The following is a 23,460-nucleotide window of genomic DNA, read 5'->3' as shown; positions in this document are numbered from 1 at the left end:
GCATGGAATTAGAAACGCTTGAGGTACTCCTCGATATTAATACTGCAAGAGTTGAGCAGTCTTTGGAACGAGTGCTGCCACAAATCGAAAGTGCTATGAGTCGAATCCAACAAATGTCCGGTAACTCTATGGATCGTACTGAGAAAAATATGGATATCGAAAAAGGGACGAACAACTTTTCTAAACAATTAGACAAGATGACTCAATTGCTTGAGAAGTCGCTTAACAACTTCGAACGATCGACAAAGCAAACATCCGAAACCGTTGGTGATAACTTTTCTTCTGGGATCCGCAAAGCTCGCCCGAAAGTGACTAAGGAAATCGATGCGATGGTCAATGAGATCAACGCTAAAATGGGCCAAGCGAAAGCAGCGCAAGAAAAGGTTGCTTATCTGAAATCGCAAAGACAAACGGCATCGAGTCAAGGGGATACAGGCAAAGTCGTTAAATACGATGAACAAATCGCACGTGCGCAAGCGCAAATGACGAAGTTCAAAGATCAAGCAGCTGGATTGGGGAATACCATCAAACGCGAACTTGATGCAGTTCCTTCTTCACTGGGCAACATTACAAAAGGCATGAGCCAAAACGAAGCACAAATCGAAGCGATGAGAAAACGAATTCGGACGTTGAAGGCAGAGTACAACGATCAACGCGTACCAACTGGCAGCTTTACATCTGGATTCAAGAACTATGAGGATACACCTGAATCACTGAAAACGTCCGGTGAGATTCAAAAACAATCAATCAAGATGAATAAATTAATCAGTGATAATGATCGTCTACAGAAGGAGTATTCCCAAACAGAAGATCGTGCAGAAGCGCTGAGGAAGGCTCTCCAACGAGTCAACTCTGCATTAGGCCAATCCTCCATTCAAACTGGTAATGCTTCTAAGGGTGCAAGTATGACAGGCACAGGGTTGAAGCAATCTGAGAGAGCTGTTTCTAAATATGGCGGAGTATTCAACCGTATGTCCAATGCAGTTTCACACGGATTTGGGAGCGTTGGAAATGGCTTGAGTAACTCTCTTGGATTTATTGGAAAGTTTGGAAGTCTATTTTCTAGTAATTCCAACAAAGTTACAGCTGGAACGAATCGAATGACCGGAAGCACGAATGCTTTTGGTCAGTCGATGAAATATCTATTACCTTCATTGGTCGTTTATCAGCTGTTAGGTGGCGCAATTACTAAACTGGCTAGCGGTATGATGTCAGCATTGAAAACGAACGATCAATTCAGTGCTTCGTTGAATCAGATCAAAGTCAACCTTATGACGGCATTTTATCCAATATACACGGCAATCTTACCAGCATTAAATATGTTAATGAGTACAGTAGCTCAACTCACAGGGCAGTTGGCTTCCTTTGTTACGATGCTATTCGGGAAAACCTATGATGCAGCAAAACAAGGCGCTAGTGGACTGTATGACAATATCCAAGCGTTAAACGATACTGGGTCTTCTGCAAATAAAGCCAATGAGAAAGTGAAGAAACTACAAAAGTCTCTCATGGGATTTGACCAAATCAACAAGCTAACGATGGATACAGATGATGAAAAGAAAGAAGATTCTGCTCCTGGTATTGATTTTGGTTCAGCGACAGGCACTTATTCTACGCCTAAATGGATGAAGGATATTCAAAATATTTTAAAGAATTTCTTCAAACCATTTCAGGATGCGTGGAAAAACCAAGGACAAAGAGTGATCAATGCCTGGAAGTATGCATTAGGTGAAGTAATAGGTTTGGCTTCTGCTATCGGCAAGTCATTTATGGAAGTTTGGACCAACGGAACCGGACAGCTTTTCATAGAAAATATATTGATCCTGCTTGCAGATATACTCGGAATAATCGGTGATATCGCTGGTGCTTTCAAACGAGCTTGGGAAGACAACGGACGAGGAACACGCTTGATTCAATCCATTTTTGATATGTGGAACCGAATCCTTGAATTGCTTAACGAAGTTGCTGTTGCTTTTCGTAATGCATGGAACGATGGCCGTGGAGAAAGTATAGCTGCCAATATCCTTGAAATCTATACGAATATCTTCAACACGATCGGTAATATTGCAGAGCAGCTTAAAAAGGCATGGAAAGAAGGGGAAGTTGGAGAATCAATCTTCGGAACGATCCTCGACGCAGTAGATGATTTATTAGGTAATATCAACGGCATGACCAAAGCCACAGAAAAATGGGCGAAGAATCTTGATTTCACACCATTACTCAAAGCAATAGATGGGTTATTCAAATCGATTCGGCCTATCTTGAAAAATGTCGGAGATGGTCTTGAGTGGTTGTATAAAAATGTTCTACTACCTTTAGCAAGCTTCTTCATTGAAGACTATGTTCCTAAATACTTTGATATGTTCTCAGCGGCATTGAAAGTTTTAAATCAAGTGATTGAGATTTTCAAACCGATCTTTAAATGGTTCTGGGATGTCGTGATTGTTCCTTTATCCCAAGTAGCTAAGTTTTTAATTCTTACTCAATTAGAGGCATTGACTAAAGGCCTTGAGTTTCTCGCTGAAGTACTAGGAAAAGTTGCAAATGCAGTTAAAAATCCTAAAAAAGCTATTGGCGAACTTAAAGATGTAATCGATGATCGATTTGGAAAAATAATGAAAACTGTATCTGATACTTGGGGGAACATCCAAAAGTGGACCGGTGATACTTGGACCAACGCAAAGAAAACAGTTACTGACAAGGCTTCTGATATTTGGAAGAATGTTAGTGGTCGATGGAGTGACATCAAGAAGAATACAAAAGAAACTTGGGACACTTTTTCTACAGATGTATCAAACAAAGCAAGAACAGCTAAAGATAATGTATCAAATCGTCTGCAAGAACTGAGAACGAATGTTTCTGATCGATGGAATAATGTCAAAAAGAACACTGTTGAAAAATGGAATGAAATTCAAGACAAAGTTACAACAGCAGCAGGCAATGCAAAGTCAAAAGCTAGCACAGCCTTTACTAATTTAAAAGATAGCATGGGCGGATCATTTGAAACAATGAAGAAAAATGCTTCTGAAGCTTTCGATAAAATCACTGGGTGGGCTACAGGACTTGGTGAAAAAATCGGTAAAGGCTTGGGAGATGGTGTTAAGTCTGTTAAAGAAGGCGCAGGAAAAATCTTTGATGGAATTGTTGGTGTTATCGGAGGCGGAGTTAACGGTGTAATTAAGGGAATAAAATGGGTTCTTAATAAAGTTGGCGCAAGTTCTGCAGCTGAAGCTATGAAAACTTGGACTGTACCTAAATATCCAAATTACGTAAAAGGTACTAATTATCATCCGGGTGGAATGGCTTTAGTCAATGATGGATTAGGATCTAACTATCAAGAAGCCTATCGTACGCCAGACGGTCGCACAGGTATCTTCCCGGCACAGCGAAATTTGATGGTAAATTTGCCAAAAGGAACATCTGTGTTGAGTGGTCCAAAGACTGCCGCAATGTATGGCGTACCTGCCTACGCAAACGGTGTAGGCGAATGGTTAAAAGAGAAATGGGATGGAGCAAAAGAAATTGCTTCAGACATTTGGTCGTATGCATCTAATCCTAAAAAGTTATTGAATGCTGCAGTTTCCAAATTTGTTAATTTAAGTAATGCTTTTGAGCCAGCATTATCAATGGCTAAAGGAGCTGTTGGAACTGTTGCTGAGGGTTCCTATGAATGGTTTAAATCAAAATTTGATGCAGGACATGAAGCACAAAATAGTTCGTTTGATGGATCAATGGGAAGTTGGGGTGTATACAAATACCTATACGATATCGCTAAAAAGACTGTCGATCGATATCCAGGTATGCGAATCACCTCTGGTTTCAGACCAGGAGACCCTCATTCCCATGGGAAGCATCAGGCAATTGACGTTGCGTATCCAGCAAGTATGAATGGATCATCTAAATACATGGCTCCTGCCAATTGGGTTTTTGATAACTTTGCATCAAAAGTAGCTTACGTAATCACTCAAGGGAAAGTTCGAGACCGTAAAGGAATGTCTGGTACTGGATCAAGTGGCAGTTGGGTAAGATGGCCGCAGAATGACCACTACGATCACTTGCATATCAATGGATCTCTTGGAACAAGCGATATCGACAAAAATGCTTTGTTTGGTGCAATCGGTGGTGCTGCTGTAGGCAATGGTGGATGGACATCGAAAATCAAACAGGCTGCAAGCAAACTAGGACAGCGGATTAGCAGTTCTGAAATTAATGGAGTTCTCGCTCAAATTCAAAGAGAGTCTGGTGGTAATCAGAGTATTACTCAAAGCTCAGCTGTGTGGGATATAAACATGGCAAATGGGAACCCAGCAAGAGGGCTGCTTCAATATATCCCGTCCACGTTTAATGCTTATAAACTTCGCGGCTATGAAAATATTTTTAATGGCTATCATCAATTGTTAGCTTTCTTCAATAATTCAAATTGGCGTTATGACCTACCTTATGGTCACAGAGGTTGGGGACCAACTGGTCGAAGAATTGTAGGTTATGAAAACGGCGGCATAGTCAATCAAGACGGTTTATACCGTATGGGCGAAGGAAACAAGAAAGAGATGGTTATTCCACTAGAGAAACCACAACGTGCCGCTGAATTGATTCAACAAGCCGTTAAGTATCTTGGGCTGGATATGTTCAATTCAAGTATAGTGTTGCCGGAAATGTTCCAAGAACCAACGTTCACACCGTCTAACAGTACGTTTAGTAACAACAATCAAATGAACTATGAAGGTGGCGGTATGAAAGACTTCACTTCATCTATGGTAACCACATTGATGAATGCTATTTCTGCATTGGGAGCAACGCCAACACAAGCGCCAAATGGTGATATTGTCATTAATATTGGCGGTAAAGAATTCGGACGTATTGCAGTTAAAGAAATCAACAAATACCATCAACAGCTTGGGTATACCGAGTTAAACATATAGGAAGGAGTGGTTTTATGGCTGGATATTTAAAAATAAATGGTGTTACGATCAAGAATCCTAAAAAGTTTACAGCTGGTATCCAAGCGGTTGATGGTGATTCTGGTCGTAACGCCAAAGGTGATATGACCCGTGATTATCTAACCACAAAAAGGAAAATGGACCTTGAGTGGGGTCCGCTAACTGATGCAGAAATTTCACCAATTTTAAAAGCGGTGATGCCGGTATTTTTTGAAGTCACTTATCCAGATCCCATGGAAGGTGGCATTGTTACAAAAACATTCTATGTCGGTGATCGAACGGCTCCAGCATACTCTTGGCATGATAAACTGCCAAAGTGGGAAGGCTTAACGATGAGTTTTATTGAGAGGTAGGTGAGGAAATTTGTTAGCCACAAGTGAAGAAATTCAAGCTGCTTGGCTTAATACATCAAGGCAATTGTCAATCAGATTAAAAATGAATGATATCACCTATGGGAGTGAGGAAATTACCTCACTCTCTTTTAATTCTGGCAGTATATCGGGTGAAGTGTTTCAGATTGGTTCAACCCCTCTGAATTCGGTTCAGGTAGCTTTTCCAACAATTATTGAAACAGTGAAAGAAGATTTAGAAATTGAACCAGAGTTGGGGATTTTAATTAATGGTGAATATCAGTTCACTAAATTAGGTCATTTTTTTATAACAGACTTTGAGCGTGATAGAAACAGTAATAAGACTATAATTACTGCAAATGACAAAATGATATATATGGAAGGAATATATGAATCAAAATTAACCTATCCTAAGCCATATCGGGAAGTTGCGTTAGAAATAGCTAATTTAGCAGGTGTTGAAATTGATCAAGCCTCATTTGCTTCTCTTGGAACTGAGTGGGTTCAGAAACCTGTAGGATATACGTTTCGCCAAGCAATCGGTTTAATCGCTCAGTTTGAAGGTGGTTTTGCTAGCTTTAATCGCAAGGGTGAATTAACAATAAAAAGACTAGCCCCCACAAACTTTGAAATCACTCCAGAATCATACATGTTAAAGGGATTTACTAAAAATGAGAACAGCTATCGAATTGGTGGCATCACGGTTAAAACCGGTGAAGAAGAAACGGATGTCATTCGCGTTGGTTCTACCAATGGATCACAAGTTGAGCTTGAGAATAAAGTGATGACTCAAACACATTTGAATCAAATGTGGGAACTAGTCAAGACACTTAATTATTTTCCTTACGAATTGAAGTGGCGTGGAAGTCCCATTTTGGAAGCAGGAGACTGGATCTATATTGTTGATAAAGACGGTACTAGATATTCTGTCCCTAATCTGTCGTACAATATCACCTTTAATGGTGGAATGTCTTCAGAATCAAAAGCAAATACCAATTCAAGTTCACAGGCAACTTATAGATACCGTGGTCCTTTAAATCAACGAGTGGATTATGTTGAATCTCTTCTAAGTGCCAATAAATGGAACAGCAATTACTACGATCAAACAGAGCCTATAGATCCAAAAGAAGGCGATATTTGGTTTAAGCCAAATGGTGTAGATACTGAAATTTGGGTATATGAGAAAAATAGTTCTGGAGAATTGGATTGGGTGTTTAAAGTATCCACTGCAACAGATCCTGATTTGGTGAAAGAAATCGAACAGGCAAAACAAGCCGGAGAAAAGGCTCAAGAAGCCGCTGATAAAGCAAAAGCTGATGCACAGTCTGCACAGGCTAAAGCCGATAAAATCCAGATTGATGTCAATGGGCTTGTTTCTGATGTTACTACGATCAATGGGACAGTTAATTCTATTAGTAGTAAAGCTAACGAAGCCTATAATAAGGCGAATGCTGTCGAAAGTAGAACAGCAATGCTTGAAACCTCAGTCACTGGATTAACTGGGTGTATTACAGATATTGAGACGACATCAACAAGCACCACAAAGAAATTAAATGAATTAGTCGTCACAGTGGATGGGCAAAAACAAACCATAGCGACGGTGACGAACACTGCAAATAGCGCCTTGAGTAAGGCGAACGTTCTGGAATCAACCGTTGATGGTGTTAAGCAGACGTTGACCAGTGTAGAAGAATGGCAAAATGACTTCAATATTTCTGCAAGAAATCTAGTGCCCAACAGCTCCTTTTATGATGATAGCATTGGGTGGGGAGCCTCGCTTATCACAAGCATTACATCAAATGGGTCATACACACGAGTTGTTAAGGAAAGTACATCCACAAACAGATCAACTATATCACGTAACATCACAGATGGAAGATTTAAGCCAGACACTCAATACACATTGGGGATTATGGTCTACGTGGAATCAGTTTCTAACAATGCTACTTCTACAGGGTCCAACGTCTTCTTGAGAACTAACAACGGTGCGATGCTGGATGCACCGATGGGGCATATTGATTTCACTAAAGTAGGCGAATGGCAAATTGTAAAAGGCACCGGTAGGACAAGGACTGACACGTGGGTGAACAATCCTCAAATAACAATAGCATTGCAAGCAAACATTACTTGTATCGTAAGAATCAAAGAGTTTGTAATTGTCGAAGGAAACAAATACTTAGGTTGGTTTCCTGACCCAGACAACGTAGCTACTGTTACTAAAGTCAATCAAATTGAGTCAACAGTTGAGGGAACCATTCAAACAGTAGCTAGTGTCAAGAATACTGCTGATTCAGCACTTACTAAAGCAACGCAAGTCGAAACAACAGCGAATGGCCTGAAAACTACCATATCAAGCGTTGAGACAACTGCAAACTCTGCTTTAACTAAAGCTACACAAGTTGAAGCAACGGCTAATGGATTGACCTCTACTGTATCCGAAATGAATACTACCGCTGTGAATACGGATTGGAAAGGCAGAGTGGCAGGATCGTTACAACTATCAGCGGATCCCACATTCCTTAAAGGATCAAATAACCTAATCCCTTACAACAACACTGCGGGAGGTTCGGTTGTTCTTACACGCCAGAATATACCATTAGCTTCAGGTGGAACTCAACCCACTGGCAGTGCCTATCGAATGATGATAGAAACAAAAGGCCCTTCAAGTCCAGCACTTGGTGGATTCTATTATCGGCTAGATGCACGTGTAAATGCTAAATTCATTATAAGGTTTATAGCAAATATACCATTTGGTAGAACGGTGTATCATGCACATAATCAAGTAGGTGATGGCAGTTCAGTTCGTTGGTTAACGCCTAGACAAGGTACTGGAACATGGTCTGAGTATGCATATTTAGTACAGTGTGGTACTGGTGGAACATTTAGTACGTTTGGATTCCAATATATCCAATCTGTTGCTGGTGATAATCCTACGCCTGAAGCTCCATTCCGATGGTATGTTGCAAAATTTGAAGTGTTTGATATTACTAATTCTAACCAATCCCAGATCACCCAATTGTCGGATACCATTAATTTAAAAGTATCAAAAGATGATGTAGTAAATCAAATTAATATCTCGACAGATGGTATTTTGATTTCAGGTAACAAAGTCCAAATTACTGGCCAGACGTATATTGAAGACGGTGTTATAGGTAGAGCGCAGATAGCAAATCTCGCAGTTAGCACTGCACAGATTGCAGATGCAGCGATCACTGATGCTAAAATCGGTAGTCTTTCAGCGACTAAGATTACCACAGGAACGCTTAATGCAGCGAATGTGAACATTATCAACTTGAATGCGAATAGTATTGTGTCGGGCACTTTAAATGCAATTGATTTGACTGGTGGGAAAATTACTCAGTCAGATTCCGGTGAATATAGTATGGAACTTCTAAAAGGAAGCATCTACTTTAGAAGAAGCACAAACGAATTAGCTAGAATTCAGCCTATTTATATTTCGAAAGAACCTGTGGGATTAGCTATTGTACAGATGCCAGGAGAGGTATTTTCAATAAATACCGGTTCAGCAACTGATACAACTTCTATGCCAATTTTTCAAATTCCAGATACGTCTTCACGAACGAATATGGAGTGGAAGATGTATGGTGTGGGAAATGTGGACGCCATAGTAAATTTCAACAACACAGTTAACGCAAAACTTAGATTTGTTAGTACGAATACCGTTGAAGCAAGAAGAATCGTCACAGGTAATAAAGACACCTACGTCATGCAACTTGATGGGAATAACTATTTATCAATAGAAGGAGAATATGGAGTTCGTATAAAACATAATCAAGCAGGAACACTATATACGCCAATTGAAGCAAGATATAACAATACCAAAATTGCCACGACTACTACTATTAATTTAAACGTTACTTCAGGTGCGAACATGACCTTGAAAACCGATCGATTGGAGTTAAACAATGGCGGAGATAGCTATTATTCCAACGCACCTGCAGGTGTAACACTAGGAATGGATAGCACGCCAAGAATTTGGAGTATGGCCATTTATAATCGAACATATTCTAGTGCATCAAATATGTTTATCACAAGTGCTGGAACGATAGGCCGGTCAACATCAGCAAGAAAGTATAAAGAAGATATTCAAGTTGCCGACGAAGTAATTTCTAAAGCAAAACGATTTTTGTCTATTTTACCTTCTTCTTGGTACGACAAAGCTGAAATTGCTCGAGGTGGTAAAGCACAAAGGTATTATGGGTTCGTGGCTGATGATTTTGATTTAAAAGGATTAAAAGAAGTTGTTTTGTATGGATCTTCTGGTCAAGTTGAAGGTTTAGCTTATGATCGTTTAACCATGTATCAAAATGTTATCCTTAGTGATCATGAGCAAGAAATTCAATCTCTAAAAAACGAAGTCGATCAATTAAAAAACAAAGTAAGAGAGTTAGAGGCTGCATAGCTTTTAGCTCTTATTTTATGGAGGAATTCAAATGAAAATCACATTGAAGAACAACGAGTTAGCGCCAGCAATCAATTTCTTAGAAAGTATGACGCTCAAAGCAAATAAGGACAGTCGTCATCGTACAAAATTAGTCAAGCAGATTCGAGAAGCGTTCAAAGAATTGTCAGATGAAGAAAAGGCACTCATGGAAAAATTCAGTTTGTTGGATGAAAATGGGCAACTAAAAGATGGCGATGATCAGGATGCGAAAGATGTAGCTGGATTCAATAAGGAACAAGCGATCCTCATGGAGGAAGAAGTTGTTATTGAAGGCGGCATGTATGCCCGAAATTTTGACGAGATTCCTCGAATCTTGAAAGACTATGATGGCATGCTATCAGGAAAAGATGCCGAAGTTTATGATCGATTGTTAGATGAATTTGAAAAAAAGGATGCTGAGTAAGCAGTGTCCCTTTTGAAATAAAAAATATTGGAGGAAACTATCATGGCATTAGGAGTTAAAAAAGCAATTAGTATCACTGGAGATTCAAGGATCAACGGTCAACGTGTAATTTATTTTTCGGCAACAGTAACGACAGACTCAGCTGGCAATACGAATATCAATCAACAGATTGAAAATCAAGATTTGTATCGACAAAATCGCGTGGAGTGCCGTAAGGATGTTGACGAGTTTCAAGAAAAAGTCTGGGCAATTGAGGATGACTTATTAAATGAAGTGGAGGAGCAAGCGTAATGCTTGCTCTTTTTATGTTGCTTAATGTCAAAAATAGAAAAGGAAAGTGAGATATATGGATATGAAAATGTTGTTGTGGGCACAGGAAATGATGAAAGATGAATATGGGAAAATTGTGATTTGGCTGGTATTTATTTTAGTACTGATGGCGATTGATGTATTGACAGGATTTATTCAGGCTTACACCAATCATGATTTGAAGTCAGGAAAGATGAGTACAGGGTTATTGAAGAAATTTGCCTTGCTATTGGTTATGGTAGCGATCGTTCCTTTAACAGTAGTGTTGCCCGGAATTGTTTCAGTCACCGTGATTATTAGTGTTTATACCTTAGAAATGGTAAATGAATTAATCAGTATCTTAGAGAATTTAAACAAGCTGGGCGTTGGAACAAATATATTTGATCCTATTATGAAACGATTAAAAGTAAACAACGAAATTCCAACTGAAGAAAAACCAGATTACGGCGATGGCCAAGAATTCACAGAAAAGAAGGAGTAGCCAATTGGCTGCTCTTTTTAATTTGAAAGGATGATCGATATGAAAATCGTAATCGAAGCAACACCAGAGGAAATAGCAAAATTGCTCCAAGCTGTCGGAAACAACTTAGAGCAACAGTTGGTAAAAATTATCCACGATCCTAGCAATATTTATGAGAAAAATATCAGCGTTAACTTTTCGGAGGTGTTTCCGTTTCTGGAAAATCGGCATTGATATTAGTCAAACATTGTTTATAAGCCGTTAGATAAATCGCATAAAAATTTTTAGTTTCCTCAGATTGTAAATAAGAGGGATTTTTTAAAATATCTTTTGCAACGGCAATAGCCAAATCATGAGCACGTTGTTCATTCGTTAAAGACATAAGTTACACCTCCTTATCAATTATTTCAACAGACCACTTGCTGATAAGGAGATTATAGCAAAAAAATATTGTCAAAAGGAGGAAATAAAAATGAGTATTGAACAAATGATTAAATGGATGAATGACCGTGAAGGTAAGGTAACCTACTCAATGACGAGTCGATTGGGTCCAAAAAGTTACGACTGTTCATCTGCAGTATTTTTGGCTATGATTGCTGGAAGTTTTCTGCCTAGTGGATCAATGGGGAACACAGAAACATTGTTTGCAATGTCAGGTACTAAGTTGAAAAAAATCAACCGATCAGAAGTGAAACGTGGAGATATTTTTGTTGCTGGTACTCCTGGTCAATCCAACGGATCAGGAGGCCATACAGGTATTTTTCTAAACAATAAGAGTTTCATTCATTGTTCATATTATTGGAACGGAATCCATACTGATAGCCACGATTCATACATGAGCACTCGGCTGACACATCATTTCTACCGTATTGTAGCAACAGAAAGCACAGCAACGGGCGGAAAATCTATTGAAACAGTTGCCAAAGAAGTGATCAACGGCTTGTGGGAAAATGGAGACAAACGTAATGCGGCATTGAAGTCTGCGGGATACGATGCGACAAAAGTCCAAAACAAAGTGAACAGCTTGCTATCTGGTAATACATCATCGAACATCGTTGAGCAGTTTACAAAATTGTCAGTTGACGGTAAATGGGGACCAGCAGTAACAACACGTCTGCAAGAGTATCACGACACCTATAAGGACGGAGAAGTAAGTCACCAATACAAAGAAGCTTGTAACGCTAATTTGTATTCGGCTCAATTTGATACGACATTGATCGGATCTGACTTGATTCGCGCTATCCAGAAGGGCTTGAAAGCAAAAGGTTTCTACAATGGTGCAGTTGATGGTCTATGCGGTAAAAACACAATCAAAGCAATGCAGAAAGCTTTGAGCACAACGCAAGATGGCGTCATCAGCCCGACTTCTAATATGGTAAAATCATTGCAAGTAGCATTGAACAACAATAAGCTTCCATGGTAAATAAATAGCCCGCTTTGGCGGGCTTGTACATATGATCAACGAAGATAATCTTCTTGCTTGCTGTTAAAAAGCTTCTAATGTAGAATTTTCTGTGACGACATTAAATCGTCAATGAAGAGTATCAGGCGGGGGAAGCTTGGGGAAGTGTGCCTGATACTCTTCTTATTTATTTTATCATCATTTTTATGTAATAGATATTATTGATTAGAAAACCTTCATAAATTGGTTGAGTTTGATTAATAAAAGATGTATCTTATACTCATACCCAAAATGTTTATTTTTCGTTTACTCTTTCGAGATCCACTCTACGCAGAATAGGGTGGATTTTTATTGAAATAATTACCAATACCTTGTAAAATAGGATGTAGCCTTAACCGGGGCTAACATCCAAACATTTTTAACCTTATTTCAGGCCCACTCTCTTCTGAGGGTGGGTTATTTTGTAACTTTATCTCAGTTGGTTAGAGCAGACGGCCCGGTCGTAGGGTCGAGTCCTACAAGGTACATTTTTTTTAGACAGCAAGATACTTGAATGAAATCGATTTATCGGATAGAATTTGTTATACAATGTGTACTTGCATTTAAAAAGAGTATTAGGCGACTTGAGAACTTGGGAAAGATTTTCGGGTGCGCCTAATACTCTATTTTTAATTTATATCACTTTTGTCATATTTCAGATTTTCAACATGGTAAATTGATTTGAATTTCCTGTTGCAAAGATTATTTTTTTCCAAATTTGTCTTTCGCGCCGATAAATACCTCGTCGACTTTTTCTTTAGCATCTGCAGCAACCTCTTTAACCTTGCCTTTTATTTTATCGAAAGTCCCTTTGTCAGTCATATGCATTCCTCCTAAGTGATCTTCAATACTTTTTAACAAGATAAGTATCCTATAATTTCAACAATCTTAAAATATAAAATTTAAATTTTAACATCTAGAATAATTTGATATGGTTTGATTAATAAAATAAAATGAGTTATTCTATTGTAGAATAGTATAAGGCAGGATTATTTGAGTATCGAGTGTTGTTGCATGCAAGTTAAAAAGAGGGATTAAAATGATAATTGTCTATTACGTCTCCAGCAATAGCTCATGTAGGAAAGCTGTGGAATGGCTAGAAGAAAAAAAATTAAGTTTCGTTGTGAGAAGAGTAACAAAGAAAAGCCCAATATCATCATTTGAATTAAAAAAAATTTTAGCGCTGACTTCAAACGGATTCGAAGATTTATACAACTCGAAATCAAGCCAGTTTTTGAATTTTACAGCAAGTTTTGATGACTATAGTACAAATCAGATGATCGATTTGATAATCACTCATCCGTTTATAATGAAATTTCCGATCATCATGGATGAAAAAAAATTATTAGTGGGATTTAACGAAGATGATATAAGAGTTTTTTTTTCAAGAGAACAGAAAAAGAGATTGTTACGTTTAATTGATTGTTGAGTAATTTTTGGTACATCTGCAGAGCAAGTGTAGTATTTTATTGGTTAACCAATAGCTATTTCTATATTTAACAGTATGTATCGAGTGAAAAATTTTGTATTGCGAATAGCTTGCATGTATACGAGTTTAGTTTTAAAATATAAGTAGCCTTGTCCGAGGCTAACATTTCTAATTTTTTCTGTGTAGCCGCTCTTCGTGATGAGTGGCTCTTTGTTTGAGCAAAAGGTTTGAATAAATTTAAGATTGTTCATATAATTAATTTACCATATAAAAAACTTTTTTATCTAATTGTGCCACTCCACCCCGGGAGTGGTTATTTTTTTGTAAAAAAAGCACAGCATATTCTCATATGCCGTGCAAGTGGAACTATGTTCAGTCATCATAATAATCATATAGTAATTTACTCAATAGGCAAAGTAATACGCTTATCGGACATTGATATTTTCAAGTTCAATCATAATCTTCGTCTTACCAATCACCGAATACTCTTGGACCGCAAATTGTTTTCTACTATTATACTCACCAGTAACCAAAAGTAACCAAAAATTATATTTAGGTGGTCAAGTAAGTATAAAATAAAAAGCTCTCTACCAATTCAGGTAGGAGCATTGAGGTTTTAATAATCGTATTCTATTCTTCCTATTGGTGTTGAAGAGTTTTCCATAAAATCAATAATTAAAGGATAATCAGCATCTTTTAGTAGAAATCCATAACCGGCTTGAACGGTTGCACCAGGATTAATTTCAACTTGAGTTTTATCGTATAGATCATAATATTCAAAGTCATCCATATACATTAATGGACTTAAGGTTTCTGTTGTATCTGGAAAAATTTGCTTTGCATCGAAATAATCCCAAATAAGAAACTCCAAATTTTGATTTTCTTCAGTTGTATTCTTGTAATCAAAAGTAACAAAAATAGACTTGTTTCCATCTTCACTCTCATTACTTTTAGATCCAGTCAAAGTAAATATACCTTCAGGAGTTGTAAGAGTAGTGTTTTCAAAAGTAACTCCTGCAGCCTCAGATTCCGAAGATGATTCAGAAACAGGAGTAGCAACTGAGTGAGGAGTACTAACACTATCTTTTTCTTGTGAAGAAGAATTGCTCGTCTCGTTATTATTAGATGTACAACCAGAAAGAAAAACTATCCCTAATCCCAACAAAACTATTTTTTTCATTTCAAACCCTCTCTCGTTAAAATTATATATTCATTGTACCAGAAAAACCGAAACATAAAAATCAATTTTAAAATGACCATACTTTGACCATACAACAAGAAGATTATTGACGCTTATTGAGATGACTGTTTTCATATAGATAGCTATTATATAGGAAGAGAAGTTTTACGGAAGAAGGTCAGAGAGGTCTATAATGGTAACAGTTAAATAATTTTTCTTAGTGTCAAATCCTTTTGTATGAAGGGTTTGGCGCTTTTTTTAATAAATGAAATCCCTGCAAAAGGAATAAGCAGCGATCCCCGTTTCTTACTAGCGAGGATCACTGCTTATTTTTTTCGAAATTGTTGGAATAGGAACACAAAAATAAAAAAGAAAAATGCTTCCCACAATGTTGTGGTCCAGCTAAAACTGCGGTTGATACCAAAAACGAGATTACCGATATTGGAAACCACCAAATACAATGCTGTTGCTAGCAAAGAATAGCCGAGTCGTTTGCCCATCATTATGCCTCCCTTTGCTATGATTGTAACAAGTCAAAAGAGTTGTGGCAATCAATTCTAATGTAGTGATGATAAATTGATCGATAGAAAGAGAAAAACCGAACGATCACAACGGATCGTTCAGCTGAAGAGGATATACACAGTTCGCTTAACCCAATGGGACGTCAAAGATCCAACCAGTTGGTGCGGCAATGTCTCCGAATTGAATGCCGGTCAATTGGTCATACAATGCTTTGGTTTGTGGACCAACTTCCGTTTCGCTATAGAACACATGGAAATCCTCACCGTTTTGGATCCCGCCGATCGGAGAAATAACAGCAGCTGTTCCGCAGGCACCCGCTTCGACAAAACGATCCAGCTCATTGAGATAAACATCACCTTCAACCGGGGTCAATCCTAATGAATGTTGCGCTAGATGCAGCAATGAATATTTTGTGATACTTGGCAAAATAGAAGGAGATTTTGGTGTCACAAATTCATTGTCAGCCGTGATCCCGAAAAAGTTGGCAGAACCGACTTCTTCGATTTTGGTATGTGTTTCTGGATCAAGATAGATGCAGTCAGAAAATTTCCGTTGATGGGCTTCGTATCCAGGCAATAAACTCGCCGCATAATTTCCGCCAACTTTGGCTGCACCAGTACCATTTGGTGCCGCGCGATCATAATCAGAAACAATGAAATTCGTCGGTGTCAATCCGCCCTTAAAGTAAGGGCCGACAGGCATACAAAAAACCGTAAAAATATACTCTGGTGCTGGACTGACACCGATGTTTTCTCCGACGCCAATCAATAGCGGACGAATATACAAGGTGGCGCCGCTGCCATAAGGCGGAACATATTCCTGATTTGCTTTTACAACTTGTTTTACCGCATCTAAGAAGAAATCCTCAGGAACCTCTGGCATGCGCAGACGATAGGCACTGCGGTTCATCCGTTTGCTATTTTCGTCTGGACGGAACAAATTGATGCCGCCATCTTTTCTTCGGTAGGCTTTTAGTCCTTCAAAACATTGCTGTCCATAATGAAGAGCGGTTGATCCCTCGTGGATATGCAGATAATTATCCTCGGTAAGTTCGCCTTCATTCCAAGAACCGTCTTTCCATGTTGCCAAAAAACGCCATGGCGTTTTGATATAAGAAAACCCTAAATTTGACCAATCGATTGTCATTCGTTCACACCCTTTTTTAATTTTTCTAAGTATAGCACTTCAGAAAAGAAATGTCATTATTTTCTGAAAATTCTTCTGTAAGAATATTTGGTGACATTAACGTGTAAAGAAAGAGGAAGTGATCTTTGCTTGTACGAGTTCCCCAGATTGTTTTTCTACAAGTTCTGTGCTTCAATGAGAGTATAAAAAAACAAAAAAGGGGGAACGTTTGTGATTGAGGAAGTGTTGACGGATAGTCTAGGGATCGCTGCTGCGTATCGACGATTGAAACCAATCATGATCCATACACCACTTGCACCAAGTAATATTTTAGGTAAAGAAAAAGAGGGCACGATATTTTTGAAATTAGAAAATTTACAGCGCACCGGCTCCTTTAAAGCGCGTGGGGCGTATAACAAACTCGCTTCATTGACTGATGCAGAAAAACTTCGCGGTGTCATTGCCTGTTCTGCAGGAAATCATGCACAAGGTGTTGCCCTCGCCGGATCGTTACTGGGGGTCAATGTCCGAATCTTTATGCCATTGACGGCCGCCAAAACAAAAATAGAGGCGACAAGAAGCTATGGCGCACAAGTCGTTTTAGCAGGAGAGACGTTTGATGAAACCAAACAACTGACACTAGAGGCCATGCAAGACAGTGGCGAAGTATTTGTCTCTCCTTTTGATGATCGTGCAGTAATGGAGGGGCAAGGAACGATTGCGATCGAACTGTTGGAGGATCTTCCGGATGTTGATAATGTCATTATTCCCATCGGCGGTGGTGGGTTGATCGCTGGGATCGCTTTAGCCTTAAAAGAACTTCGTCCAGAAGTCAAGATCATCGGCGTTCAATCCTATGGCGTTTATGGCATGATCGCCTCACTTTGGCAGCAAAAGCTAGTAGCCAATCGCCGTAGCCGAACAATCGCCGACGGCTGTGATGTCGCTTTGGCAGGGGAGCTGACCTATGATGTTTTAAAGACCCGTATCGATGAAACAGTCTTAGTTGAAGAATCCGACATCGAACAAGCGATCCATTACTTGGCTTTGAAGGAAAAAGTCATTGCAGAAGGTGCCGGTGCATTAAGTACGGCGGCGATTTTAAGTGGACAGATCGATCATTTGCTTCGAGGAAAGAAAACTGTGGCATTGGTCTCCGGCGGAAATATTGATTTCTCTGTGTTTAAGGAAATCATCTGAGTGCAACAAGCCTTCCAAAAAAGAAAGAAGAGACCTGATTAGACATTCTACTAATTGGATCTCTTCTTTTAAATTCAAAGCAGGTGCTCAGATGATTACTTTGGAGGAGAAAGGATTGCTTCGATCCACTGTCCAAAGGTTGTTACATATTTCAAGGGTCCGACCAATGTAAATCGTGCCATCGTTGGGTTGATTTTTTCAAAGTAAAAACGCCGACTTTCCCCTGAGTAAAGTGCATTGAATTCATCAATAACGATTTTTTTTTGCTGTTGTAGCAATTCCTCTGATTCAATAAAGAAATCAATGGCAAGTAAGCTTTCGGGTATCTGTTTTTCTGAACGTATTGAAGCAAAAGAAAGCAGGGGATCTTCAAATGGTTCGCCCATCAACGAAGCCACATCTTTGTAAGAAAAGCGCCACTGCCCGCCAATTTTTGTCCCTTTAAGTTGGTTGGTCTTTTGATAATTTCGGATGGTTCGAGTCGTTACGCCCAGTTTTTCAGCGACTTCTTCAACGGTATAATAATCTTTCATCGGTCCCTCCTACAAAGCGATTGTACGATCACAAAAGCGTTGCTCCTCTTTCTTATGACTAGTATAGATGATAATGCGTTTTTCTGCATGTTTTTTTAAACACTTCATAATCTTTTCGGCAGCTTCATCATCAAGGCTGCTGGTAGCTTCGTCTAAAAGAATGATTTCGGCATCACTTAATAAGATGCGAGCTAGAGCGATTCTTTGCTTTTCTCCTCCAGACAAGTCGGCACCATTTTCCGTAAGCCTGCTAGTCCATGAGCGCTGTTGAAAAATAGGCGCTAAAATACCAGAGGTTTCGATAATTGTTTTTTCTTCTTCCGTCATTTTTCTTCCCCATACAAGATTTTCTTCAATTGTCCGAGAGAGAATCGTAGGGTCTTGAGCAAGGTAGATGGTTTTATCTGTTTCAGGGTTTCTTGGCTTGATGCATTTACTCTTCGTTGAAAGCGAAATTCCTTCTGATGGATAAAGGCCAGCAATTGCCTTTAAAAACGTTGATTTTCCTTTTCCTGAAGCGCCAGCCAAGTAAATATGTTCACCAGGTTTCAAGGTTTCTTCAATGAGAAAGGAAAAGCTGTGGTTGCCAATGGATACGACAGGGTGGTCGACAGTAAGACTCAGAGTAGCTTCAGTCGTTTGGTTCCAGAAGTCATCGGGAGCAGCCAATTCTTCGTTAACAAAACGTTGATTGGTCCTCAGAGTAGCGGTATCAAGATTGATTTTCGTTAAACCACTTAACGCAGAAAAGTAAATGGGTAATAGCACGCCAATCAAAATCAACGCAGAGGTTGGCAGTTCATCTTGTAATATTCCTTGAATCATAAACAAATAGATGCCGATCTGGGCGATCTGATTGATCGCGTTAAGGACTAAACTAGTCGTTTGGGCAAATGTATTGGTGTTTGCTAATGTTTGATACATCGATGTCAATTGAGAGGAAAACAGCTGCTCAAGAACAGCGTCACTCCATTGCTTCATTGTATCAATATGGGACAATGTTGTTAACATTTCCTTATTGCTGAGAGCAAATGCTTCTTGCATATTTTTCATCTTAATACTCAACTGTTGATTGATCCATCGAAACCCAAAAACATTGATGGGAAATAGCAATAGTAAAATGAAACCCAGTAAATAATGCAATTGGAAACACAAAAAAAGTGGGATCAGCATTAAGAAAAAGCAGCGAATAGCTTCGCTAAAACTACCGCAAATAAACAAGTATAAGGAATCAACAACGCCAAAGATGCGGTTTAATAGATAAGTGGGCTCCTTTTCAGAGAGCTCAACATAACTCTTCCTTTTCATTTTTTTTAACAATTCTAAGAGATGGCGCACATTCATCGAAGCTGCATAGCGCTCTTTCATCACAATCAATAAGAATTGCGCGCAATAAGTAATGCTTAATATGAACGCTAATAAGCCGACGAGATGATCAAAGCGCAGTGCGTGATCTTCTTGTAGAAGCAAAGGGAAAGCGAGGTTTGTCAGGACAGTCAAAAAAACTAGCAAACTACTCAAACTGATAAAAAGTTTATTGTTTCTAATAATTTCAAACATAAAATCAACTCATTTCCTATATTTTCCTAAATGGTAGATGTTTTTATGAAAAATGTCAACAAAAAAAGAGTTCCTGATTAAAGGAACTCTTGAAAAATCAAAAGCTGCGTCCGCCGCCACCGAATGTACCGCCACCGGAAGAGTGGGTCGTACTGCCGCCACCGCCGCCAGAAAAACCACCGCCGCCTCCACCATTATTCGAAGGACGGGGGATGCGTCTGGTTGTGACAAAGGAATTGACTAAGCGATCTTCTTTTTGGGTTAGATCAATACTTGATTTTTCTAGATAGTTAAATTTGTAGCCGCCCATTTTTAATTGATAACGGGATTTAACAATGATGAAAAAGGCGATACTGATCACTGCCGCGATCGCTAAGCAAATAGCAATTTCTAGTGGCGTTATCACTTTGTAATAAGTAATTTTTCCGGTATCACGATCGATACGATAGTGATCGGCAGGAACACCCGCTTCCACAAAACTTTCTGCTTTTTGCAGATAGACCAATGCCGCTTGATAATAATTTCCCTCTGCCATCTGGTCAAATACCGCATCAAGTAGCTTATCTAGACGTGAATCGGTAAGATAATCGATCATATTTCCGGAAGTAGAAACGTGAAATTCCCGTTGCGCCATATCGATCACCAATGCCGAACCGTTGTTGTCATTGCCGATCCGTCTTGAAAGATATCGATCAGTGTACAACTCGATATCTCCCGTATTGCTGTTCGTTGTTTGAATAAAAACTTCGCCTTTGATCTTCGCATTCAGCGCTTCTGCTTCCTCGTTCAACTTCTGGATCTCTTGTTCGGTAAAGAGTCCAGCGTGGTCTGCGACTGTCTCTTCGGCTGCGAAGGCGGGCAGGGTGGTTAAGAAAAAGCCAACTAGCAGAAGCAACAAATAAGATAGTTTTTTCATAAGAAATACGCTCCAATCAATGCGAGGATGGTCGTTGCCGCGAAAATGGCGCCGCTGACGATTCCCAAGCGTTTGTAACTGATCGGTAAAACACCGCTGACTTTTCCTGTTTGCCCATTCATCGCATAATAAAAGGCGCTCTTGTTTTCATCATCGGCTCGATAGGTCACTAGCCATACAGGAAGCAAAACGTAGTTGTTTTCTTCTTTTGTTAGATTGATGGATCGATTGTTGCGTTTAAAACTAGTATAGCCATTGACGGTGCCTGCTAGCAGGTTTTCAGCATAACCCGATAATTCGTTTTTGACTTCGTCGGAAAGATCGATGTACTCAATGTCTCTTTTTTCTGCTTGGAAGCCGGCTAAATACTGACTGCGAAACGCAACGGCTTTTTCAAGGGGGAACGGTTGAACGCCAGTTACCATTTTTTGTTGGACGTTTTTTGACAGTGCATGCTTGAGTAATTCGTTCACCTTGATTTTGCCTCGCCGCAAGACGTCGTATTGTTTATGCTCAGTATATTCAATGTCACCAACCCGCCAAATACGCAAGGAGGTACCCATTCCTGAAAGCGAACCATTCATCTCGGCATCGACGACCCAATAAGGGAAGTATACGCCAGTCAATTTCTCTACTTGTGCTTGGTCGAAGAAATCCCGTGGGACGAATTTTTTCTTTTGTGCCCATTCTAAAAACTTTTTCGTTGCTTCTTCTTTTTCGATCGCAAAGGGAAGGACTTTGTTTGGCAAAAATTCTCCCGAAAGCCGACCAGATAAAACGACCGGATTATGGCAAAAGTAGCAATAAGTTGCGGCTGTAGTCGCATCCGTCACGATTTCAGCACCGCAGCTGGGGCAGGTGAAAAGGTCCATCTGCCCCGCTTGTGCATCGGCTTGCTCTCTAACTTCTTCTTGAAGGGACGGTTCGGTCTCGGTCGCTGCAGAAGGATCTGAGACTGGAGTATCGGCCATCTGCGCTTCTTTTTGCTTTTCTTCAAAGGCAGTGACTTCGTCTTCAGTAAAAATACTCAGACAAAATGGACAATGAAATTTTTGATCGCCAGGATCAAAGGTTAAAGCGCCCCCACAATTGGGGCACTTATGTGTGATAACATCCATCAGCAATCCTCCTCAATTAGTCTACTGGGACACCTTTGAAAGGTTTGCCGCAATTCGGACAGAATTTTGGAATACCGTTGGCTAAATCGATCACTTCACCACAATCGCTGCATTTCATTTTTAGGCTTGGTCCATCGCTCGTTGGTTTTGGCGTCCCGCAATTGCTGCAGAATTTACCAGTATTAGAGGTGCCGCATTGTGGACAGTCCCAATGATCTGCGTTGGTTTGTGCGGAAGCCTGTTGCTGCATTTGCTGTTGGTTGTTTTGTGACGCTTGGTTCAAATAACCGCCACCAGCGTTCATCCCCATGCCCATGCCAACAAACCCAGTCGTAGCCCCAGCGGCATTGCTACCGGCAGATTCCATACCACGAGCAACCGAACCTTGAACATAGCCTTCACGAATCGAAGGGTCGCCTAACATTGCCCCTTGGTTCCGCATGTTGATCAGTTTTACGGAATCATCCGTATAAGAGATGCTTGCGACAGCAACCGAAACGATTTCCATTCCTCGGAGTTCTCGCCAGCTGTCATCAAGAACCGTTCCCATATATTTGCTTAATTCCATACTCTTAGATGGAACGTAAGAAATTCGTTCGCCATCTGCTGACATTTTGTTGATCGCTGTTTGTAGGGCGGTCAAGAATTCAGCTAAGTACTGCTCATTGATGTCGTTAATATCGACTTGACTTTTGTTTTTGGGGATCGCATTCGTATAGAACAAAATTGGATCGGTAATTCGTAAGGAATAGTTTCCGTGCGCCCGCAAGAAAAGTTCTGCGTTATAAAAGTTGTCAAAATAATTCAAAGGCGATGAAGTACCGAAGCGAATCCCTTTGATTTCTTGTAGATTGATATAAAAAACTTGTTGTTTTTGCGGTGTAACGCCACCAAACTTAAAGCGGTCGAAGGTTTCAGAAATCGCATCTTTCAATGAACCATTCAACATCGAAGGCGCTAATTCGTTTTTCACTGTATAGTAGCCTTCTTCGGCGGTATAATCGATGATTCGCCCGCCATCAACCAATAACATCATCATATTCGGATAGACATGGATCACTGAGCCATCAGTGATGACATCTTCCGTGCCTTTTCTGTTGGCACCGCGTTTGTCATTACGCCGCACTTTGACACCTTTTGTCATTACTGTCGAATCACTCATATTGTCAGGCTCGATCACCTCTAGCCATTGATCTGCTAATCCGCCGCCAATTGTGCTTGTTGCCGCTTTGATAATACCCATTTTCAGTCCTCCTTTAAATTGTTTTCATCACAATAGATGAACATAGATTCATTATACCATAGGAGGAGAGATATACGTTATCAGTCTAAAGTTGGAGAAGAGGAATGGTCTTTTTTCTTGAAAATAGGGAGGAACAAAAGGATATAGTGAGTGAAAGCGCGCGGAATGGCTCTTCGAATTAAATTTCCATTTCTTTTGAGATTCCACCACGCAAACGGTGGTTTTTTTAGCTGATATTACGTATAATAGAAGGTAGCGAATTTTGA

The 23,460-nt window shown here is 39.7% G+C and carries 18 protein-coding genes; 9 read left to right on the top strand and 9 right to left on the bottom strand.

The window, feature by feature from the left end; all coding sequences use genetic code 11:
* Positions 1–2 precede the first annotated feature (2 nt).
* Genes IAE45_RS04060 through IAE45_RS04035 form a run of 6 tightly spaced genes read left to right on the top strand, consistent with a single transcriptional unit; the run spans position 3 to position 10,948 of the window.
* Complete coding sequence (locus tag IAE45_RS04060; RefSeq protein WP_200125075.1) at positions 3–4,922, top strand: phage tail protein; 4,920 nt, start codon at positions 3–5, stop codon at positions 4,920–4,922.
* Positions 4,923–4,936: 14 nt separating this feature from the next.
* Positions 4,937–5,293, top strand: coding sequence for a DUF6711 family protein (locus IAE45_RS04055; RefSeq protein ID WP_200125074.1), 357 nt, complete (start codon positions 4,937–4,939; stop codon positions 5,291–5,293).
* 10 nt (positions 5,294–5,303) lie between these two features.
* A complete protein-coding gene (locus IAE45_RS04050) occupies positions 5,304–9,713 on the top strand; it encodes a hypothetical protein (protein ID WP_200125073.1) in 4,410 nt (1,469 codons plus the stop codon).
* 31 nt (positions 9,714–9,744) lie between these two features.
* Positions 9,745–10,158 (top strand): DUF1617 family protein, encoded by a 414-nt coding sequence (locus IAE45_RS04045; RefSeq protein WP_200125072.1) that lies wholly within the window; start codon positions 9,745–9,747, stop codon positions 10,156–10,158.
* A gap of 42 nt (positions 10,159–10,200) precedes the next feature.
* A complete protein-coding gene (locus IAE45_RS04040; RefSeq protein WP_200125071.1) occupies positions 10,201–10,449 on the top strand; it encodes a hypothetical protein in 249 nt (82 codons plus the stop codon).
* 55 nt (positions 10,450–10,504) lie between these two features.
* On the top strand, positions 10,505–10,948 hold the full coding sequence (locus IAE45_RS04035) for a phage holin family protein (RefSeq protein ID WP_200125069.1): 444 nt from the start codon (positions 10,505–10,507) through the stop codon (positions 10,946–10,948).
* Positions 10,949–11,117: 169 nt separating this feature from the next.
* Here the strand turns inward: IAE45_RS04035 and IAE45_RS04030 are convergent, their stop codons facing one another.
* Positions 11,118–11,309 carry a hypothetical protein gene (locus IAE45_RS04030; RefSeq protein ID WP_200125067.1) on the bottom strand — a complete coding sequence of 64 codons (192 nt, stop codon included), beginning with the start codon at positions 11,307–11,309 and terminating at the stop codon, positions 11,118–11,120.
* Positions 11,310–11,399: 90 nt separating this feature from the next.
* Between IAE45_RS04030 and IAE45_RS04025 the strand changes: the two genes are divergently transcribed.
* Positions 11,400–12,350 carry a peptidoglycan amidohydrolase family protein gene (locus tag IAE45_RS04025; RefSeq protein WP_200125065.1) on the top strand — a complete coding sequence of 317 codons (951 nt, stop codon included), beginning with the start codon at positions 11,400–11,402 and terminating at the stop codon, positions 12,348–12,350.
* Positions 12,351–13,407: 1,057 nt separating this feature from the next.
* A complete protein-coding gene (locus tag IAE45_RS04020) occupies positions 13,408–13,797 on the top strand; it encodes a Spx/MgsR family RNA polymerase-binding regulatory protein (protein WP_200125063.1) in 390 nt (129 codons plus the stop codon).
* A gap of 616 nt (positions 13,798–14,413) precedes the next feature.
* Here IAE45_RS04020 and IAE45_RS04015 read toward each other — a convergent pair.
* The 3 genes from IAE45_RS04015 to IAE45_RS04005 form a co-directional block, all read right to left on the bottom strand.
* Positions 14,414–14,977 (bottom strand): DUF5067 domain-containing protein, encoded by a 564-nt coding sequence (locus IAE45_RS04015; RefSeq protein WP_200125061.1) that lies wholly within the window; start codon positions 14,975–14,977, stop codon positions 14,414–14,416.
* Positions 14,978–15,303: 326 nt separating this feature from the next.
* Positions 15,304–15,477: a hypothetical protein gene (locus IAE45_RS04010; protein ID WP_005231922.1), complete on the bottom strand. Its 174-nt coding sequence runs from the start codon at positions 15,475–15,477 to the stop codon at positions 15,304–15,306.
* Between the two features lie 148 nt (positions 15,478–15,625).
* A complete protein-coding gene (locus tag IAE45_RS04005) occupies positions 15,626–16,645 on the bottom strand; it encodes a branched-chain amino acid aminotransferase (RefSeq protein WP_140965515.1) in 1,020 nt (339 codons plus the stop codon).
* 210 nt (positions 16,646–16,855) lie between these two features.
* Here IAE45_RS04005 and IAE45_RS04000 point away from each other — a divergent pair, with 210 nt between their 5' ends.
* A complete protein-coding gene (locus IAE45_RS04000; RefSeq protein ID WP_096742531.1) occupies positions 16,856–17,824 on the top strand; it encodes a pyridoxal-phosphate dependent enzyme in 969 nt (322 codons plus the stop codon).
* A 95-nt stretch (positions 17,825–17,919) separates the two neighbouring features.
* Here IAE45_RS04000 and IAE45_RS03995 read toward each other — a convergent pair whose 3' ends face one another.
* The 5 genes from IAE45_RS03995 to IAE45_RS03975 form a co-directional block, all read right to left on the bottom strand.
* The gene (locus IAE45_RS03995) at positions 17,920–18,357 is read right to left on the bottom strand and encodes a helix-turn-helix domain-containing protein (RefSeq protein WP_144771550.1); all 438 of its coding nucleotides are present in this window, start codon (positions 18,355–18,357) and stop codon (positions 17,920–17,922) included.
* A 9-nt stretch (positions 18,358–18,366) separates the two neighbouring features.
* On the bottom strand, positions 18,367–19,917 hold the full coding sequence (locus tag IAE45_RS03990) for an ATP-binding cassette domain-containing protein (RefSeq protein WP_200125059.1): 1,551 nt from the start codon (positions 19,915–19,917) through the stop codon (positions 18,367–18,369).
* Positions 19,918–20,014: 97 nt separating this feature from the next.
* Positions 20,015–20,833 carry a TPM domain-containing protein gene (locus tag IAE45_RS03985; RefSeq protein WP_077452486.1) on the bottom strand — a complete coding sequence of 273 codons (819 nt, stop codon included), beginning with the start codon at positions 20,831–20,833 and terminating at the stop codon, positions 20,015–20,017.
* Positions 20,830–21,951 (bottom strand): ATP-binding protein, encoded by a 1,122-nt coding sequence (locus IAE45_RS03980; protein WP_077452485.1) that lies wholly within the window; start codon positions 21,949–21,951, stop codon positions 20,830–20,832. Before IAE45_RS03980 ends, IAE45_RS03985 begins: the two co-directional genes overlap by 4 nt.
* 16 nt (positions 21,952–21,967) lie before the next feature.
* Positions 21,968–23,194 carry an SPFH domain-containing protein gene (locus tag IAE45_RS03975; protein ID WP_077452484.1) on the bottom strand — a complete coding sequence of 409 codons (1,227 nt, stop codon included), beginning with the start codon at positions 23,192–23,194 and terminating at the stop codon, positions 21,968–21,970.
* Between the last annotated feature and the right edge of the window lie 266 nt (positions 23,195–23,460).

It is taken from the genome of Enterococcus sp. S53, from assembly GCF_016516865.1.
Classification (GTDB): Bacteria; Bacillota; Bacilli; order Lactobacillales; family Enterococcaceae; genus Enterococcus_D; species Enterococcus_D innesii.
This window is presented reverse-complemented; position numbering and strand designations above follow the sequence as displayed.

Coding starts and splice junctions, on each gene's coding strand:
- IAE45_RS04005 (WP_140965515.1), bottom strand. CDS start 16,645: ATGACAATCGATTGGTCAAATTTAGGGTTTTCTTATATCAAAACGCCA.
- IAE45_RS03975 (WP_077452484.1), bottom strand. CDS start 23,194: ATGGGTATTATCAAAGCGGCAACAAGCACAATTGGCGGCGGATTAGCA.
- IAE45_RS04030 (WP_200125067.1), bottom strand. CDS start 11,309: ATGTCTTTAACGAATGAACAACGTGCTCATGATTTGGCTATTGCCGTT.
- IAE45_RS03990 (WP_200125059.1), bottom strand. CDS start 19,917: ATGTTTGAAATTATTAGAAACAATAAACTTTTTATCAGTTTGAGTAGT.
- IAE45_RS04055 (WP_200125074.1), top strand. CDS start 4,937: ATGGCTGGATATTTAAAAATAAATGGTGTTACGATCAAGAATCCTAAA.
- IAE45_RS04035 (WP_200125069.1), top strand. CDS start 10,505: ATGGATATGAAAATGTTGTTGTGGGCACAGGAAATGATGAAAGATGAA.
- IAE45_RS04015 (WP_200125061.1), bottom strand. CDS start 14,977: ATGAAAAAAATAGTTTTGTTGGGATTAGGGATAGTTTTTCTTTCTGGT.
- IAE45_RS04010 (WP_005231922.1), bottom strand. CDS start 15,477: ATGGGCAAACGACTCGGCTATTCTTTGCTAGCAACAGCATTGTATTTG.
- IAE45_RS04060 (WP_200125075.1), top strand. CDS start 3: ATGGAATTAGAAACGCTTGAGGTACTCCTCGATATTAATACTGCAAGA.
- IAE45_RS04025 (WP_200125065.1), top strand. CDS start 11,400: ATGAGTATTGAACAAATGATTAAATGGATGAATGACCGTGAAGGTAAG.
- IAE45_RS04045 (WP_200125072.1), top strand. CDS start 9,745: ATGAAAATCACATTGAAGAACAACGAGTTAGCGCCAGCAATCAATTTC.
- IAE45_RS03980 (WP_077452485.1), bottom strand. CDS start 21,951: ATGGATGTTATCACACATAAGTGCCCCAATTGTGGGGGCGCTTTAACC.
- IAE45_RS04040 (WP_200125071.1), top strand. CDS start 10,201: ATGGCATTAGGAGTTAAAAAAGCAATTAGTATCACTGGAGATTCAAGG.
- IAE45_RS03985 (WP_077452486.1), bottom strand. CDS start 20,833: ATGAAAAAACTATCTTATTTGTTGCTTCTGCTAGTTGGCTTTTTCTTA.
- IAE45_RS04020 (WP_200125063.1), top strand. CDS start 13,408: ATGATAATTGTCTATTACGTCTCCAGCAATAGCTCATGTAGGAAAGCT.
- IAE45_RS03995 (WP_144771550.1), bottom strand. CDS start 18,357: ATGAAAGATTATTATACCGTTGAAGAAGTCGCTGAAAAACTGGGCGTA.